Origin of the sequence: Bradyrhizobium sp. IAR9 (assembly GCF_013408065.1) — a bacterium.
In the GTDB taxonomy this organism is placed as follows: domain Bacteria; phylum Pseudomonadota; class Alphaproteobacteria; order Rhizobiales; family Xanthobacteraceae; genus Bradyrhizobium.
This window is the reverse complement of the sequence record NZ_JACBZW010000001.1, coordinates 328,521-342,642: the sequence shown is the minus strand read 5'-3', so window position 1 is coordinate 342,642 and position 14,122 is coordinate 328,521. Positions and strand designations below refer to the sequence as shown.

The 14,122-nt window shown below is 65.5% G+C and carries 17 protein-coding genes and 1 pseudogene; 11 read left to right on the top strand and 7 right to left on the bottom strand.

The features are described from left to right. Positions 1-70 precede the first annotated feature (70 nt). On the bottom strand, positions 71-1,114 hold the full coding sequence (locus tag GGD67_RS01600) for a hypothetical protein (protein ID WP_092262002.1): 1,044 nt from the start codon (positions 1,112-1,114) through the stop codon (positions 71-73). Between the two features lie 370 nt (positions 1,115-1,484). On the opposite strand from GGD67_RS01600, the gene GGD67_RS01595 reads away from it, so the two are divergent. From GGD67_RS01595 to GGD67_RS01585, 3 genes are all read left to right on the top strand, one after another. Further along, positions 1,485-2,081, top strand: a complete 597-nt coding sequence (locus GGD67_RS01595; protein WP_177237477.1) for a L,D-transpeptidase — start codon at positions 1,485-1,487, stop codon at positions 2,079-2,081. Between the two features lie 112 nt (positions 2,082-2,193). Next, complete coding sequence (locus GGD67_RS01590) at positions 2,194-3,180, top strand: hypothetical protein (protein ID WP_179730627.1); 987 nt, start codon at positions 2,194-2,196, stop codon at positions 3,178-3,180. A gap of 17 nt (positions 3,181-3,197) precedes the next feature. Further along, on the top strand, positions 3,198-3,380 hold the full coding sequence (locus GGD67_RS01585; RefSeq protein WP_018322952.1) for a hypothetical protein: 183 nt from the start codon (positions 3,198-3,200) through the stop codon (positions 3,378-3,380). A gap of 10 nt (positions 3,381-3,390) precedes the next feature. Here GGD67_RS01585 and GGD67_RS01580 read toward each other — a convergent pair whose 3' ends face one another. Both GGD67_RS01580 and GGD67_RS01575 read right to left on the bottom strand, forming a co-directional pair. Next, complete coding sequence (locus tag GGD67_RS01580) at positions 3,391-3,822, bottom strand: hypothetical protein (RefSeq protein WP_018322953.1); 432 nt, start codon at positions 3,820-3,822, stop codon at positions 3,391-3,393. Between the two features lie 119 nt (positions 3,823-3,941). Further along, positions 3,942-4,406: a MarR family winged helix-turn-helix transcriptional regulator gene (locus tag GGD67_RS01575; RefSeq protein WP_026202849.1), complete on the bottom strand. Its 465-nt coding sequence runs from the start codon at positions 4,404-4,406 to the stop codon at positions 3,942-3,944. 98 nt (positions 4,407-4,504) lie between these two features. Between GGD67_RS01575 and GGD67_RS01570 the strand changes: the two genes are divergently transcribed. The 5 genes from GGD67_RS01570 (at position 4,505) to GGD67_RS01550 (ending at position 8,921) form a co-directional block, all read left to right on the top strand. Beyond that, entirely contained in the window at positions 4,505-6,427 is a 1,923-nt protein-coding gene (locus GGD67_RS01570) for an FAD-binding monooxygenase (RefSeq protein WP_179730626.1), read from the top strand. Between the two features lie 171 nt (positions 6,428-6,598). Further along, the gene (locus GGD67_RS01565; protein ID WP_179730625.1) at positions 6,599-7,615 is read left to right on the top strand and encodes an SH3 domain-containing protein; all 1,017 of its coding nucleotides are present in this window, start codon (positions 6,599-6,601) and stop codon (positions 7,613-7,615) included. Positions 7,616-7,827: 212 nt separating this feature from the next. Beyond that, positions 7,828-8,055 carry a hypothetical protein gene (locus GGD67_RS01560; protein ID WP_244550826.1) on the top strand — a complete coding sequence of 76 codons (228 nt, stop codon included), beginning with the start codon at positions 7,828-7,830 and terminating at the stop codon, positions 8,053-8,055. Positions 8,056-8,322: 267 nt separating this feature from the next. Further along, on the top strand, positions 8,323-8,529 hold the full coding sequence (locus GGD67_RS01555; RefSeq protein ID WP_018322958.1) for a hypothetical protein: 207 nt from the start codon (positions 8,323-8,325) through the stop codon (positions 8,527-8,529). A 71-nt stretch (positions 8,530-8,600) separates the two neighbouring features. Then, on the top strand, positions 8,601-8,921 hold the full coding sequence (locus tag GGD67_RS01550) for a hypothetical protein (protein ID WP_179731385.1): 321 nt from the start codon (positions 8,601-8,603) through the stop codon (positions 8,919-8,921). 14 nt (positions 8,922-8,935) lie between these two features. Here GGD67_RS01550 and GGD67_RS01545 read toward each other — a convergent pair whose 3' ends face one another. The 3 genes from GGD67_RS01545 to GGD67_RS01535 form a co-directional block, all read right to left on the bottom strand. Next, positions 8,936-9,505, bottom strand: a complete 570-nt coding sequence (locus GGD67_RS01545) for a TetR/AcrR family transcriptional regulator (protein ID WP_179730624.1) — start codon at positions 9,503-9,505, stop codon at positions 8,936-8,938. Beyond that, positions 9,505-9,849: a multidrug efflux SMR transporter gene (locus GGD67_RS01540; protein ID WP_179730623.1), complete on the bottom strand. Its 345-nt coding sequence runs from the start codon at positions 9,847-9,849 to the stop codon at positions 9,505-9,507. Before GGD67_RS01540 ends, GGD67_RS01545 begins: the two co-directional genes overlap by 1 nt. Before the next feature lie 188 nt (positions 9,850-10,037). After that, positions 10,038-10,703: an O-methyltransferase gene (locus GGD67_RS01535; RefSeq protein ID WP_179730622.1), complete on the bottom strand. Its 666-nt coding sequence runs from the start codon at positions 10,701-10,703 to the stop codon at positions 10,038-10,040. Between the two features lie 97 nt (positions 10,704-10,800). Here GGD67_RS01535 and GGD67_RS01530 point away from each other — a divergent pair. Both GGD67_RS01530 and pdxY read left to right on the top strand, forming a co-directional pair. Beyond that, positions 10,801-11,434, top strand: a pseudogene (locus tag GGD67_RS01530) (TetR family transcriptional regulator). A 45-nt stretch (positions 11,435-11,479) separates the two neighbouring features. Further along, positions 11,480-12,298 carry a pyridoxal kinase gene (gene pdxY, locus GGD67_RS01525; RefSeq protein ID WP_179730621.1) on the top strand — a complete coding sequence of 273 codons (819 nt, stop codon included), beginning with the start codon at positions 11,480-11,482 and terminating at the stop codon, positions 12,296-12,298. 3 nt (positions 12,299-12,301) lie between these two features. Here pdxY and GGD67_RS01520 read toward each other — a convergent pair whose 3' ends face one another. Beyond that, the gene (locus tag GGD67_RS01520; protein ID WP_179730620.1) at positions 12,302-13,606 is read right to left on the bottom strand and encodes a hypothetical protein; all 1,305 of its coding nucleotides are present in this window, start codon (positions 13,604-13,606) and stop codon (positions 12,302-12,304) included. A gap of 333 nt (positions 13,607-13,939) precedes the next feature. Between GGD67_RS01520 and GGD67_RS01515 the strand changes: the two genes are divergently transcribed. Further along, complete coding sequence (locus GGD67_RS01515) at positions 13,940-14,104, top strand: Flp family type IVb pilin (RefSeq protein WP_027569789.1); 165 nt, start codon at positions 13,940-13,942, stop codon at positions 14,102-14,104. Positions 14,105-14,122 lie beyond the last annotated feature (18 nt).

Sequence of the window (14,122 nt, the reverse complement as noted above, 5' to 3'; positions counted from 1 at the left end):
ACGCATCACATCGACTCGGACAGCGTACGCGAGTGGTCGCAGCGCGTCGTGCTGCTTGCGCGGTCTCAGTCTAGCGCAACGGCATCGGCGGACGCACGACCGGTCCGTCGTCATCCGCGACTGCTTGGGTCGTGGTAACAGGTGCGGCCGGCGGCGGCATCGCGGCAGCCTGCGAAGGCGGCGGCGGAGCTGCGAGCGGCGCGGGCGAATAGGCCGGCATGTAGGTGTGCGACACGACCGGCTTCGGTTTGCGAACCGGCGGCGGTGACGGAGCTCGCGGTGGGACCGCAGCAGCACGTGCGCGCGGATCAACGGGCTTGACCTCAGCTACCGGCTTCGGCGCAGGCGGTTTTGCCATCTCGCGCGCCATCTGCTCCTGTCCGGCCTTCAACTCGGCGATGTTGGCCTTGAGCGTTTCGATCTGCTGCGCCATCGCGGCGAGGTCGCGCGTCATCGCTTGCACCGACTGCGCTGCATCGGGCTGCGTCGCTGCGGGTGTGGCGGCCGCGACCTGGACTGCGGGTGGCGTCGCAGATTGATCGGCGGTTTGATCGGTTGCCGGTTGCGCTACGGGCGGGGCGGCCTGTTCCGCGGGCGGCGCGGCCTGTGCGGCAGCGACCGGCGCGGTCTGCGATGTCGACGGCAGCAGCGACGTCAATGCCGGTGTCCATTCGGCGAGCATCTGTTTGGCGGTGTCGCCGTGCTTCTCCCACGCGATGGTGGCGGCTGCACTGCCGCCTGCAAACAGAAACGTGACGAAAGCGCCGCGCAGCCACTTGCCCGCGGCGGATCGCTTCCGCGGACCGAGACCATCGCTCGCCGCGACACGGACGGCCGTGTCGACAGAGGGCGGGGGCGCCGCCTGCGGCTCCGAGACGGGACTGAACTTGGGCTCAATGGAGATTTTGCGATCGAGCAAGGGTTTGGGCTCCGGCGCGAATTTCGGCTCCGGACGCGTCGCGATGTCAGGCGCGAGCGCGGGCGCAACGCTGACGGGGCGCGAGGCCAGCACAATGTCGGGCGAAATCTGAATCGCGTCGTGCGGATCGTTGTCCTTGACCGTGTCCTTCACGATCTCATCGACGATTTGCTTGGGGTTCAGCGTCGCGAGCATCGCAGCTCCTTTGAAGCCCGGTGTTCGAAGGCCGGGCGCTTGAAATACTGGTCGTCCGCATTGGCGCGAGCCGATCTATTGGGGCGAGCCCATCCCAACCGGATGAGCCTCGCATGATGACGCACGAGTCCAGCCGGGTTTGACCAAAGCAAGGCGAGGGGATGGAGATGATGCGACTGTCTTCTGCCGTTTGTGGTGATGGAACCCCTTTTGTTGAACACGCGCACGTGTTCCGCGCTGCCTTGTTTTCAGCACGATTTTGGCAGCATCTGGGGATGCTGGGGGCGCTGCTATCCGCTATCGGGGGCCGGCGGTGCCAAGATCTTTAATCGCTTTGTTCGTCGTTGCCTTGCTGCCGCTGGGCGGCTGCATGCAGGCCACGCTTTCGCCGTCGACCGACGCGAGCATGACGCCGCGCGACCGGCAGTTGCTTGCGCACACGCCTTACGCGCAAGCGAATGTGCCCGAGCAATATCTCCGTCACGTCGTCGACTACCAGCGCAAGGAGCAACCAGGTACCATTCTGGTCGATACCGACGCGCGCTACCTCTATTACGTGCTGCCTGGGGGCAAGGCGATCCGCTACGGGGTCGCGGTCGGCGAGGAAGCCATGGCGTTCTCCGGCGTCGCGCGGGTCGGCCGTCTGGCGGAATGGCCGGACTGGGTTCCGACAGCAGATATCCAGGCGCGGCTCGGGCCGTATCCGGCGCGCGTTCCCGGCGGTCCCGCCAATCCCTTGGGCGCGCGGGGCATCTATCTCTATTCCGGCAACAAGGACACGCTCTACCGCATCCACGGCACCAACCAGCCGGAATATATCGGGCAGGCGATCTCGTCCGGCTGCATCCGGATGCGCAACGAGGACGTGATCGATCTCTACGACCGGGTGAAGCTCAATTCGATGGTCGTGGTGCTGCCGCCCGGACAGAACGCGCAGGCCGAGACGGGCGCGCGCTGGCGCGGGTGAAGGCTCGCAGGGCGTGCACGTCCGGCGCGCTGCTTGCGGACAATTTTAGCCATTGTCTTGCGCGGTCTCTAACGTCTCGCGCCTAGCGTGCAGCGAGCAAGGGGTTGCTCGCATGTATCTCGTGAAGAATTCGCCGCGCGCGTTGTTCGCAGCGCTGATTCCGCTGGCCATCGTCGAAGCCGTGCTGCTGGTCTATGCCCTCGCGGGCGGACAGGTGAACGATCCGGTGGGGGTGCCCGCGCCGGATCAGATCCTGGTGCTGTATGCTGGCCGCATGGCGATGAACGCCGCCTTGCTGTTCGCCGGACATATTGTGCTGCGGCAATGGACGGTCTCCAGCCGGCCCGCCTACGGCCTGATGGGCGGCGTCATGGCGGCGGTGAGCTACGGCATTGCGATCCGCAACCACATCCAGCTGACGGCGCCCGGCGACGGCACAGTGATGACAATCGGGCTGTTGCCGACCATTGCGGGAATGATCGGTGGCTTCCTCTACGGCCAGTTCGCCGGGCTGAGCCCTGTTGCGCGCGCAGCCGTGGATGCTTCCGCTGCCGACGCGTCAGGAAAGCCGCTGCCGCTGGCGTTCAACGGGCCGGTCCGCGTCCGCACGTCCTTCGCGGGCATCATCATCGCCGCGCTGATACCGACGGTGCTCGCAACTCTGCTGCCCTACACGTTGGTGCCGCTGCTGATGAACGGTTTCGGCGACAAGAGCACCGCACATATCTTCGCGGCGGTGATCCCGGCGCAGACCTTCATGGTCATGATGGTAATCTCTGTCATTCCTTCGAGCATCTTCATGCTCTGCGTTCACCACGCCGCGCGAGCGATGAGCCGCCGCAACGCATGGGAGTACGCGGCGATTGGCGGCGTTGCGGCGTTCGCCTGCATGCTGTTGCTTGCGTTCGCGGTGCCACTGCTTGCCTTTCTCGTGGTGCCGGCAGCATTCTGCGGGGCTGTCATGGGCGCGATCTACCGCCGCTTCGCCGGCCTCGAGCCGATGCCGCTACCGGAAGCCGTGATCGCGACCGATCCGAACACGCTGGTCGATGCCGATCATCCGTCGCGCCACCAACATGGCGTCATCCTCAGCAACTGATCGCCTGGGACGGAGACATGAAAGAGCTTGCGGCGCTTGGCGCGGGATTGGCAATCGCGGCCGTGGCGGTGCTCTGGTTCGCGACCGGGCCCGTGGTGGTGGATGCCGAGATCAAGCCGCTTCAGCCGAGCGCAGATATGCCGGCCTTCAGGCCCGTTCCGAACGAACTGGCCGGCCCGACCGGTCGCGACAACCGGTGACGATCTCGCTCTAGTTCTCAGGCCGGGCAACGCGCCATTGCAGCGTCGTCGCATTGCCGTTGGCTTCACCCGGCGTCTTGTCGGCGGGGGAGGTGTAGAGCGGGCGATAGCGATACGCCCACATCCTGCTGCCGTCGTCGCGGCTGATCACGGTGAAGTCGCCGACCGCCTTGGCGTCGGCCGTCGCGGCGAGCGGCACCCAGCTCTCGGTGCACTTGCCGTTGCAGTTCGACGTCTTTCCCGTGGTGTCGCGCTCGTAAGTGTAGAGCGTCATGCCCTTGAGATCGACGAGCTTGGGTCCCTGCTTGGTCAGAACAACCTTCGCCGGCGCGACCGTCGCTTCAGGCTTGGGCGGAGGAGGGTCGCCGCCGCCATGGCCGTTTGCGAGCGCATGGCCGGACGTGAGTGCGATGGCTGCGGCCGCGATGAGAAACCTGAACATCCGAACCCCCGAAGCGCAAAGTTAATCGCGCGTTAAGCGCAGAATGTTGCGGACCGTAGCAGCCGAAGGTTAGTTCAAGGTTTCGCAGCCCTGCGACAATTGCGGGCAAACATACCGTATCATACCGGAGTTTCGCGCAGCGGTGCGCGGCTCAGATCGTTGCCGGCGGCAATCGCCTTGCGCAGCAGCCGCATCAGATCCTCGCCCTCTTTTGCGCTGAGACCACGCAGCAGGATGCGCTGGGCCGATTCCACGGCTGGGGTGATCTTGCGCAGCGTGCGCCGGCCTTCGTCGGTGATCTCGAGCTCGCGGGCGCGGCGATCGCGGCTGGAAGCGCGGCGCTCGGCCAGTCCCTTCTGCACGAGGCGGTCGATCACGCCGGTGATGGTGGTGCGGTCATAGGCGATCAAGCCTGCCAGCGTCACCTGGTCGAGCCCCGGATTGGCCTTGATGGTCGCGAGCGCGGCGTATTGCACCGGCGTGAGATCGAAGCCGGCATCCTCGACCTCGGCCAGGAACACCGCGACGGCGATCTGCTGGAACCGGCGTGCCAGATGCCCGGGCATGTCGTTGTTGTCTTTCACCGAATTCTCCTCGAAGGCGGGGCGGTGCGCGATCGTTGACAAGTATACTGATAGTCAGCATACTGAGCAATATCAAAACAGGTTGACGGGAGAGGCTCATGCAATTCCATCTGAATGGATTTCAGCCGGGCGACCCTGACATTGCCGACCCCGCCGAGCGCGTTCAGGCCCCGGGCGCGGCGGGCGCCGTGCCTGGCGAGGTCGATGTCCTCATCGTCGGCTGCGGTCCTGCGGGCCTCACGCTCGCTGCCCAGCTCGCGCAATTCCCCGACATCAAGACCTGCATCGTCGAGCAGAAGCCGGATCGCTTGCTGGTCGGGCAGGCCGACGGCATCGCCTGCCGCACCATGGAAATGTTTCACGCCTACGGCTTCAGCGAGCGCGTGCTGAAGGAGGCCTATTGGGTCAACGAGACGACATTCTGGAAGCCGGACGAGCGCCTGCCCGAGACCATCGTCCGCAGCGGAAGGGTGCAGGACGTCGAGGACGGCCTGTCCGAATTCCCGCATGTCATCCTCAACCAAGCGCGCATCCATGACGGCTTTCTGGACGTGATGCGCAAATCGCCGGCCAAGCTCGCCCCACATTACAGCCGCCGCCTGCTCGACCTCGAGGTCGATCCGGACGCGGGTCCGGCCGACCATGCCGTGACCGCGCGCCTCGAACGCGTTGATGTCGGAAGCGAGGGCAAGGTCGAGACGATCAAGGCGCGCTATGTCGTCGGCTGCGATGGCGCGCGCAGCACCGTGCGCAAGTCGATCGGGCGCGAGCTGCATGGCGATTCCGCCAACCACGCCTGGGGCGTGATGGACGTGCTGGCGGTGACCGATTTTCCGGACATCCGCTTCAAATCGCTGATCCAATCGGCGAAGGACGGCAGCCTGCTGATCATTCCGCGCGAAGGCGGCTACATGGTCCGCATCTATGTCGAGCTCGCCAAGCTCGATGTCGGCGAGCGCGTCGCCAGCCGCAACATCACCGCCGATGACGTGATTGCGAAAGCGCAGAGGATTCTGAAGCCCCATACGCTGGACGTGAAGGAGATCGCCTGGTGGTCGGTCTACGAGATCGGCCAGCGTCTCACCGACAAGTTCGACGACGTGCCGGAAGCCGAGATCGCAACGCGGCTGCCGCGCATCTTCATCGCCGGCGATGCCTGCCATACCCACAGTCCGAAAGCCGGGCAGGGCATGAACGTCTCGATGCAGGATGCCTTCAATCTCGGCTGGAAGCTTGCCGCCGTCCTCCGGAAGCAGTGCGCCCCACACCTGCTGCATTCCTATTCGGCGGAGCGTCAGGCGGTTGCGAAAGAGCTGATCGATTTTGATCGCGAGTGGGCGGGGATTCTGGCTTCGTCAGCAAAGGCGGGCGGCGCCGACGCCGCCAGGACGCAGGACTATTTTGTCAGGCATGGCCGCTACACCGCGGGCACGGCGACACATTACGCGCCATCGATCCTCACTGGTGCAGCCTCGCATCAGTACCTCGCGCAAGGCCTCGTCATCGGCAAGCGCTTCCATTCCGCCCCGGTGATACGGCTGGCGGATGCCAAGCCGTTTCATCTCGGCCACGCCGCGCAGGCTGATGGCCGCTTCCGGATCTATGCGTTTTCGCCTGCTGAAAATCCCGCAGCGTCGGACTCGGCCATTCGTAAATTGTGCAATTTTCTCGCGGAATCCCCGAAATCTCCGATCCGGCGACACACGACCCGAAGCTCCGACATCGACAGCGTGATCGATCTGCGCGCGGTGTTTCAGCAGGATCATCGAGAACTCGCGATCGAGGCGATGTCGCCCATGTTGCTTCCGAGCAAAGGCCGTTACGGCTTGTACGACTACGAGAAGATGTTCTGTCCGGACCTCAAGAGCGGCCAGGACGTTTTCGCCATGCGCGGCATCGATCGGAAAGCCGGCTGCATGGTCGTGGTGCGGCCGGACCAGTATGTCGCGAACGTGCTGCCGCTCTCTGACTTCGCCGGGCTTGCGTCGTACTTCGACGCGTTCATGTTGCAGGCCAACTGATTGCAGGTCGACTGACGGTCCGCCAGCGCCGCTTACGCGTTGCGCCGATGAACGGCGGATGAATATTGAACCGCGCGCGGCACGCGTTTCAATCTTTCGATGGATGGGCGCGCCATGTGCGGAACGCCTGTTCTGCCCGCGCGTTCCGACTCGAAAGAGGAGGAACACGCCATGACATTCAAGAGCGTTTTGGTTGCCGCATTGCTGCTCGCGCCAACAGCCGCATTGGCCGCGCCGGGCATCGTCACCGTCTCGACCGGCCTGCGCGCCGGGCCGGGTTCAGGCTTTCCCCTGGTCGATCGCATCCCCGGGGGCGCCCGCGTCAACATCCATGGCTGCCTGCGCGGCAATGCCTGGTGCGACGTCAGCTTCTCCGATGATCGCGGCTGGGTGTCGTCGCAATATCTCGAATATCTCTATCGCAATCACTACGTCTATCTCCCCGACTATGTCGACCAGATCGATGTGCCCGTCGTTCCCTTCGTGCTGACCTCGTATTGGTCGAGTTACTATGGGGGACGTCCCTGGTATCGACGCCATGCCTATTGGAGTAATTACTGGACCTCTCATCAGAGCGTCGCGACGCGGATGACGATTGATCCGCGTGCGGCCCGCATCGGCCGCGCGGCAACGCGCGACGGGGCGATCGCACTCGAACGCAGCGGTGTGCGCGGCAAGGGAGCCGCCGCGATCTTAACGCGCGACGCCGCGACTACACAGCGCGATGCGGCGATCGCGAAGCGCGACGCTGCGATCGCGAGGCGGGACGCTGCGGTCGCCAAGCGCGGCGCTGCGGTTACGCCCGACCGGACCCGCGTTGGACCAAGTGAGCGCATCGCGCATGAGCGGACCAATGTGCAGACCCGCAATCCGCGTGATGCACAAGCCCGCATGATGCGTGAGCAGGCCGCGACCCGCGCCCCGGTGCGCGCGCAGCCGATGGCCCGCACGCATGAAGCGCCGCGTGCGTCGGCCGCGCCTTCAGCACGTCCCGCGACGCCGCATGTCGCCCAGCCAAGCGTGAGCCATGGTTCGCCGATGAATGCCCGTGCGCAGATGCCGGCGCCGCGCGCGGCCGCGCCTGCCATGCCGCACGGCGGCGGGGGTGGTGCTCCGCATATCAATGCCGCCCCGCGTGGCGGCGGCGCCCCGGCGGGCGGGCCCGCCGGCGGACATCAGAAGCACTAGCTTTGCAAGGAAAAGCCCGGCCCTGATGCCGGGCTTTTTCTTCGCCGTGCCGAGGCCTTTACAATTTAAGTCAGATCTTCGCGGGCAGATTTCATCGATCGTAACATGTCTACCCAAAGGTGTAAGCATCCACTCGGGGCAGCGGGGCACGGGAGGATGATATGAGACAGAGCCAGGCGGAGACGCGCCGCCAAAATGTCGCGAAGCGTTCGATGACGAAGGAGGCCAAACAGCTGACCGGCCTGATTGCCGGGCTGCGCGAATCCCTCGAAGGGATCCACAAGGAACGGACGAGCACAAAGCTCACCGGCGCCGAGATGGGCATGCTCGACGAGCGTCGCAACAACCTGCTGCTCACCATCGCAGCCCTCGACGACCGCCTCTCCGCGGTGCAGGGGCTGATCGATCTCGGCCGACCCCACATCATCCGCGTGCACTAGCGGGGGCTCGGCCATGGGACGCTCGGTTCCGTTGCTGCCGTGACGGGCCGCCCCCGGCGGTCGATCCGGCACGCCATGGTCCAGCACGGCTGGTAGACGGCCCCGTCGTCGCAGGGAAAACCTGCGGCGGGCCGGAATCGCATCCCAGCGGGGCACGGCTCGACGCCGGTCGCCGGCGCCGATCATCGGCGCCACGCCTGCGGTTGGCACCAAATTGCCATGCTCCCGGCGAATTGCCGCCAAAGCCCGCTGCCACGAGGAGGCCGGGTGCAGGGCGACGCAAGGGGATGCGAATTGGCCTACAAGATGGTCGCAGAACGCGACAACGAGAAGTACAGTTTCGCTCGCGAGAGCCGGCTGCTCATCGTGGCGAAGGCGAAGGTGTGGGCGAGCGAGGGATGGCGGGTCGTCATCACCGACCAGGACGGCAAGGCCTACGCACCGCCGGAGTTCGATCAGCTGTCGGCGGCGTGACCGAAGGGCGGGCGAGGGGACGGCATTTGAGATCGCTGTTTCGACTGGGGCGCGATCGGATCGTGCCCGTGATGACTTTTGCAGCCGCCGCTGTTCTGACGGTGACGGTCGCCGCCGCGCAAAATCTCGACGCCGGCAAGCCGCCCGCAAAGCTCTTCGCTGAGGGCTGCGCGACCTGCCATCGCAGCCCGCGCGGCCTGGCCAAGGGTCGCTTCAGCCTGACGTTAACCTGGTTCCTGAAGGACCATTACGCGACCAGCTCGGACTCGGCCAAGGCGCTCGCGGCGTATCTTGAGTCAGTCGATACTCCGCCGCCGCGCGCTGCGGCCAAGCCCGCCAAGAAGCCCACCCGGTCCGCACCGCATCCGCCCAAGCCGGTGCAGAGCCAGTAGGGCGTGCGAGGCCGCTATCTGCGCCGATTGGTCTGAGCGAGCAGCCGTGCGTGCACGGCGCGTAGCTCGGCGCTCATCCGCGTCTGTCCCGTCGTGACATAGGAGAGCCATGCGCCGTCGGCGGCGAGACGCACGATTTGCAGATCGGGCGCGTCGTCGGTCGTGCGATGACGCTTCAGGCGCGCCTTGATCCAGTCGTTCCAGAGCCGGCGCAGCGGCGGATCGGTGACGACGACCATGCTCAACGCCGCCCAGGGGGTCGCGAAGCCGAAGGCCTTGCCGGTGAACACGGCATTCACATAGGCCCGCGTGAAGCGGCCGCGAGGCTTCGGATCGGCTTCAATCGCGGCGTCGATCTCGGCATCGACGCGCGCGAGCAGGTCGGCAAACAGGCCCTCAATCAACGCCTGCTTGCTGCCAAAGTGGTGAAACAGCCCGCCCTTGGTGACGCCGGCTGCGACTGCGACCGCCTGCACCGTGACGCCGGCGACGCCGTGGTCCATGGCGATAGCCGCGGCACAGTCGAGCAGGGCGCGCCGGACCTGCTCCGGCCGCTTGGCGCGGGTGTAGCGGCTTTCCGCCATCAATGCACACTGGCCTGCGAGAACAGGTTGATGACCACGACCCCTGACACGATCAGCGCGATGCCGACGAAGGCCGCGGAGTCCAGCATCTGGCGGAACAGCACGAAGGAGACGGTCGCCGTCAGGATGATGCCGACCCCGCCCCAGATCGCATAGGCGATGCTCAAGGGGATGACGCGGATCGCCACCGACAGCGCATAGAATGAGGCGACATAGAACAGCACCATCGCCAGCGTCGGCCACGGGCGAGTGAATTGCGCGGATTGCTGCAGGAAGGCGGACGCCGTGACCTCGAGAACGATGGCGAGGGCGAGCGCTGCGTAGGCACTGAAGGCGGAGGTCATGGTCAGCTCCGGCGGGGCGATAGAAAGATACCGCGCGGTAGGTATGTTTAGCACGCCGTGTCCGGCTTTGGCCATGACGAGGTATCACGTGTGCGTGACGCGGCTGCGACACGCGGCAACGCAGCAGGACGCCGCCGCGCGATGGATCGCGCAGCGGCTTCAAGCTTTCGTGGCGTTTCGGCCGGTGTTCAGCTGATCCGCATCGAGAGTTCGACGTCTTCGGCGAAGGGCGTGGACATGTAGCCGCTGCCGGGCGCGCGCACGCGCGCCAGATAGTCCGGGCTGTCGTCGGCATTGTCGGCGACGATGATCGCACCCGGTCCGAGATGGCCTTCCAGCAGATCGAGGATATCCGGATAGAGCGCCTTGGCGCCGTCGAGCAGCACGAAGTCGATCGCATCGGGCAGATCGGCGCTGAGCGTCTTCAGCGCGTCGCCTTCACGGATTTCGACCAGATCGATCAAGCCGCCGGCGATCAGGTTCTCCCGCGCCCGCGCCGCCTTGGACGGCTCGAACTCGCTCGTGATGAGGTGGCCGCCGCCATTGTCGCGCAGGCCTGCGGCGAGGTGCAGCGTCGAGATGCCGAACGACGTGCCGAACTCGACGATCACCCGGGCGCGGGAGCTGCGTGCCAGCATGTAGAGCAGGTGGCCCGTCTCGCGCGAGACCGCGAGCGGCGCGTCCTTCAGGCGTCCGTAGAGGTCGCGATAGTCGGTCTTGCTTCGCATCAAGCGCGCCCGATCTGCGTCGGACAAATCTGCGACGGCGGCGCGCGTTGCGCCATTTGCCGCCTCGGCCTCGTCGAACAGGCGGTCCAGCAGCGGCGCAAGCGATGTGATGGTCGGGGTGGTCATATGAGGTCTCCAGAGTTGGCGAAGAAACGCGTGCTTGCGTGCCGAGTGAAATACGACTAATTCGTCGCATTTCCTATTCGCATTGCCTGAGTGAGCCATGGCCGATCGTCGAAGCCGTTCAATTTCTTCACGAAAACAGCCGCAACAGGCCCGCTCCAGCGAGCTGGTCGCGGCCATTCTCGATGCTGCTGTTCAGGTCCTGACCAAGGAGGGCGCGCAGCGTTTCACCACGGCGCGGGTGGCGGAGCGGGCCGGGGTGAGCGTCGGCTCGCTCTATCAATATTTTCCGAACAAGGCCGCGATCCTGTTCCGCCTGCAAAGCGATGAGTGGCGGCGCACGAGTGACCTCTTGCGCGGCATCCTCGAAGACCGGGTGAAGCCACCGCCGGCGCGGCTGCGCGAGCTGGTCCATGCCTTCATTCTGTCCGAGTGCGATGAGGTCGCGATAGAGCGGCGCGCTCAGCGATGCCGCGCCGCTCTATCGCGACGCGCCCGAGGCGCAGGACGCGCGCGCCGCCGGCGAGGGGATCATCGCGGCGTTCATGCGGGAAGCGTTGCCCAAAGCCTCCGAGGCGACCCGCGCGCTTGCCGGCGAGTTGATCAAGACGACGCTGAGTGAGGTCGGCAAGCGGTTTTCGGAGACGCCGCGCAGCGAGGCCGAGATCGCGCGTCATGCTGACGGGCTCGCCGACATGTTCTGCGCTTACCTCGGCGAGCTGGCGCAACGCTGAGGCTACTCTTGCCACACACGACGTTTGACCTTACGGACCTCTTTCATGCTCGTGATCTCCATTCAAAGCCAGGTGGTCCACGGCCATGTCGGCAACAGCGCGGCCGCCTACGCCATCCAGGCGGAGGGCGTGAACGTTGCGGCGGTGCCGACGACGCTGCTGTCCAATCATCCGCGCTATCCGAGCCTGCGCGGGCGGGTGCTGGAGACCGAGCTCATTGCCGATCTTCTGACGGGCGTGGAGGAGCGCGGTCTGGTCGATGAGGCCGCCGTGCTCATCACCGGCTATCTCGGCTCGCCGGGCAACGCTGCCGTCATCGCCGATTTCGTCGAGCGGGCGCTCACGCGGAATTCCAAGCTCGTCTATCTCTGCGATCCCGTGATCGGCGATGATGGCCGCGTCTATGTCGCCGACGGCATTTTGGATGTGGTCCGGCACCGGCTGCTGCCGGCAGCGAAGCTGGCGACGCCGAACCAGTTCGAGCTCGAGCTGCTCTCAGGCCTCAGAACTGCGGATGCGCAGGGCCTGCGCGCGGCGTGTGCGGCGTTGGTGGGGACCGGCCGCATCGAAATCGTCGCCACTGGCTGTACGCTCACCGATACGCCCGGAGGGCAGGTGGAGACGATCCTGTGCGCCGGCGGGCAATTGTCGCGCTTTGCGACGCCGCGCCTGCCGATCCGTCCCTACGGCACCGGTGATCTCCTCACCGGCCTGATCGCGGCGCATCTGGCCAAGGGCCAGGCGACCGAGGCCGCGGTGCGGCTTGCGGTCGAGACCGTCTTTGCGGTGCTCGTGCGCACGCAGGACGCCGGCACGGCCGAGATGCGGCTCGTGCCGCTGCCGACGCCGGGACACCAGCCGTAGGCCTCAGGTCGCGCGCTTGCCGGTCGATTGCGCCGATTTCTGTGGCTTGGCCGGGCTCTTCTGCTCGCGCGCGGCCTGTGCCTTTTGGGCCTTTGACGGCTTGGCGCTCGCAACAGTCCGCGTCTTCTTCGATTTGGCGCTGGCGACTTCCTTGCGCTCGCTCGTGCCACGCTTTGAGATGTATTCAGCGCCGTCGACCGGGCCGACATGCGGCGGATCGCGGCCGAGATAGGGCCGGCCGATGCCGTAGGCCTTGCCGTTGGCGTCGACCCACTTCCACAGAATTTCCGTCGAGACCCAGCGCTGCGCGCGGTTGTTGCCCTGGGTGCTGACGATGTCCGCGGCCATGCCGTGGCCGTAGCCGCCGCGCGTGCTGCCACCGTGATAGGAGCGGTCGGAGGCGGCCTTCAGGCCGCTCGCAATCGACTGGCGATAATCGTCACGGAACGCGCTGGTGATGCCGGGCGAGAGGCCGGCGGCTTCCGCAGCGAGCAGCGTGCGGAATAGTTTCCGCTTGAAGCTCTTGTCCATGCCGCCGATGACGTAGTCCATCATCGACATGCCGGCGTGCTCGGCGGCCTTCGGATCCTTCCATGTGAAATCCTGGTCGACCAGCTTGGTGAAGCTGCGCATCACCGTGACCGTCTTGCCCTTGCGCTTGATGGTGACGGCGCGGCGCTCCTGGACCTTGATCGAGTCCTCTTTTGCGGTGCGCTGATAGAGCGCCCAGAGGTAGCGGTCGATGCAGGCATCCATGACGAAGCATTCGTCGAGTACGGCGACGGTGTCGGCCGGCGGCGATGCCTTGCTCGCAGGCGTGACGGGGCCGCTCGCGATCGCCGCGGGGGACAGCGCGTCGGTCGTCACGATCTCGGTGGGATCGGCAGATGCGAGCTTGACGGGCGCCGGCGCTGCAACTGGAGCAGTCTCGCTGATGACGGGCTCTGGTTCAGGCGATATCTGCGGCGCGGGCGGCGTCTCCGTCGGAAGGATCAGCGCCGGATCTGCCGAGGCGAGCTTGATGGCGGGAGGCTCGGGCACCGCTTCAGTGATCATCGGGGCCGGGGCCGCAGCGACGGCAGCCGCGATGTCGGCGGTCAAGGCGATGCCGTCCTCGATCGTCGCAGCGTGCGGCACGTCCGCGAGGTCGAGCCGGCTGAGATCTTTCGCGCGCGACACGGCAGCGGCATTGGCGCCGCTGTTCTCGATGAGGGCAGGGGCATAGGCGGAGAGGGAAAGTGCCAGCCAGCCGGCGAGAACGGCCGAGGGGCACGCGACCGCCACCAGAAGAGACCGCCGATCGTTCATGATCCCTGCCTCCAAACGGTTCTGTTCGGACACGCTCTGTCGGAACAGTCATGATGCAAAAACAATCTTGCACGGAAAGGCACGCAGCGCCTCGATTGTTCGGAGGACCGTGTGGCGACGCAATGGCGTAATTCGGTGAAATCGGGCTTTTCGCGGAGGTGTTGCCAAGCTGCAACGCGAGTTCCCACCGCAGTTTTCAAGGGAATCGTCGGCAAATGCGGCGTTCATTGTCGTCAACTTGAAGCCATTGGGTTTACTCAATCTTGGATTGTAGTCGTGCATTTCTCGCCTGCCGGCCGTTCCGGCAGAGTTGGGAAGGACACGATTGTGAAGTTGAAATGCAAATGGGCTGAATTCGCCGCCGATGAATCCGGCGCCACCGCGATCGAATACGGCCTGATCGCAGCCGGCATCGCGCTCGCGATCATCGAGATCATCTATGCGCTCGGCACCAATCTGGTCGCAAAGCTGCAATCGCTGGCGACCGCTTTGAAATAGGGAGTCGCGCCACGGCAT

Coding starts and splice junctions, on each gene's coding strand:
- GGD67_RS01540 (WP_179730623.1), bottom strand. CDS start 9,849: ATGACCTCCGCCTTCAGTGCCTACGCAGCGCTCGCCCTCGCCATCGTT.
- GGD67_RS01570 (WP_179730626.1), top strand. CDS start 4,505: ATGCAATTCCATCTGAATGGATTTCAGCCGGGCGACCCTGACATTGCC.
- GGD67_RS01565 (WP_179730625.1), top strand. CDS start 6,599: ATGACATTCAAGAGCGTTTTGGTTGCCGCATTGCTGCTCGCGCCAACA.
- GGD67_RS01585 (WP_018322952.1), top strand. CDS start 3,198: ATGAAAGAGCTTGCGGCGCTTGGCGCGGGATTGGCAATCGCGGCCGTG.
- GGD67_RS01560 (WP_244550826.1), top strand. CDS start 7,828: ATGACGAAGGAGGCCAAACAGCTGACCGGCCTGATTGCCGGGCTGCGC.
- GGD67_RS01595 (WP_177237477.1), top strand. CDS start 1,485: ATGCAGGCCACGCTTTCGCCGTCGACCGACGCGAGCATGACGCCGCGC.
- GGD67_RS01580 (WP_018322953.1), bottom strand. CDS start 3,822: ATGTTCAGGTTTCTCATCGCGGCCGCAGCCATCGCACTCACGTCCGGC.
- pdxY (WP_179730621.1), top strand. CDS start 11,480: ATGCTCGTGATCTCCATTCAAAGCCAGGTGGTCCACGGCCATGTCGGC.
- GGD67_RS01545 (WP_179730624.1), bottom strand. CDS start 9,505: ATGGCGGAAAGCCGCTACACCCGCGCCAAGCGGCCGGAGCAGGTCCGG.
- GGD67_RS01600 (WP_092262002.1), bottom strand. CDS start 1,114: ATGCTCGCGACGCTGAACCCCAAGCAAATCGTCGATGAGATCGTGAAG.
- GGD67_RS01520 (WP_179730620.1), bottom strand. CDS start 13,606: ATGAACGATCGGCGGTCTCTTCTGGTGGCGGTCGCGTGCCCCTCGGCC.
- GGD67_RS01550 (WP_179731385.1), top strand. CDS start 8,601: ATGACTTTTGCAGCCGCCGCTGTTCTGACGGTGACGGTCGCCGCCGCG.
- GGD67_RS01590 (WP_179730627.1), top strand. CDS start 2,194: ATGTATCTCGTGAAGAATTCGCCGCGCGCGTTGTTCGCAGCGCTGATT.
- GGD67_RS01535 (WP_179730622.1), bottom strand. CDS start 10,703: ATGACCACCCCGACCATCACATCGCTTGCGCCGCTGCTGGACCGCCTG.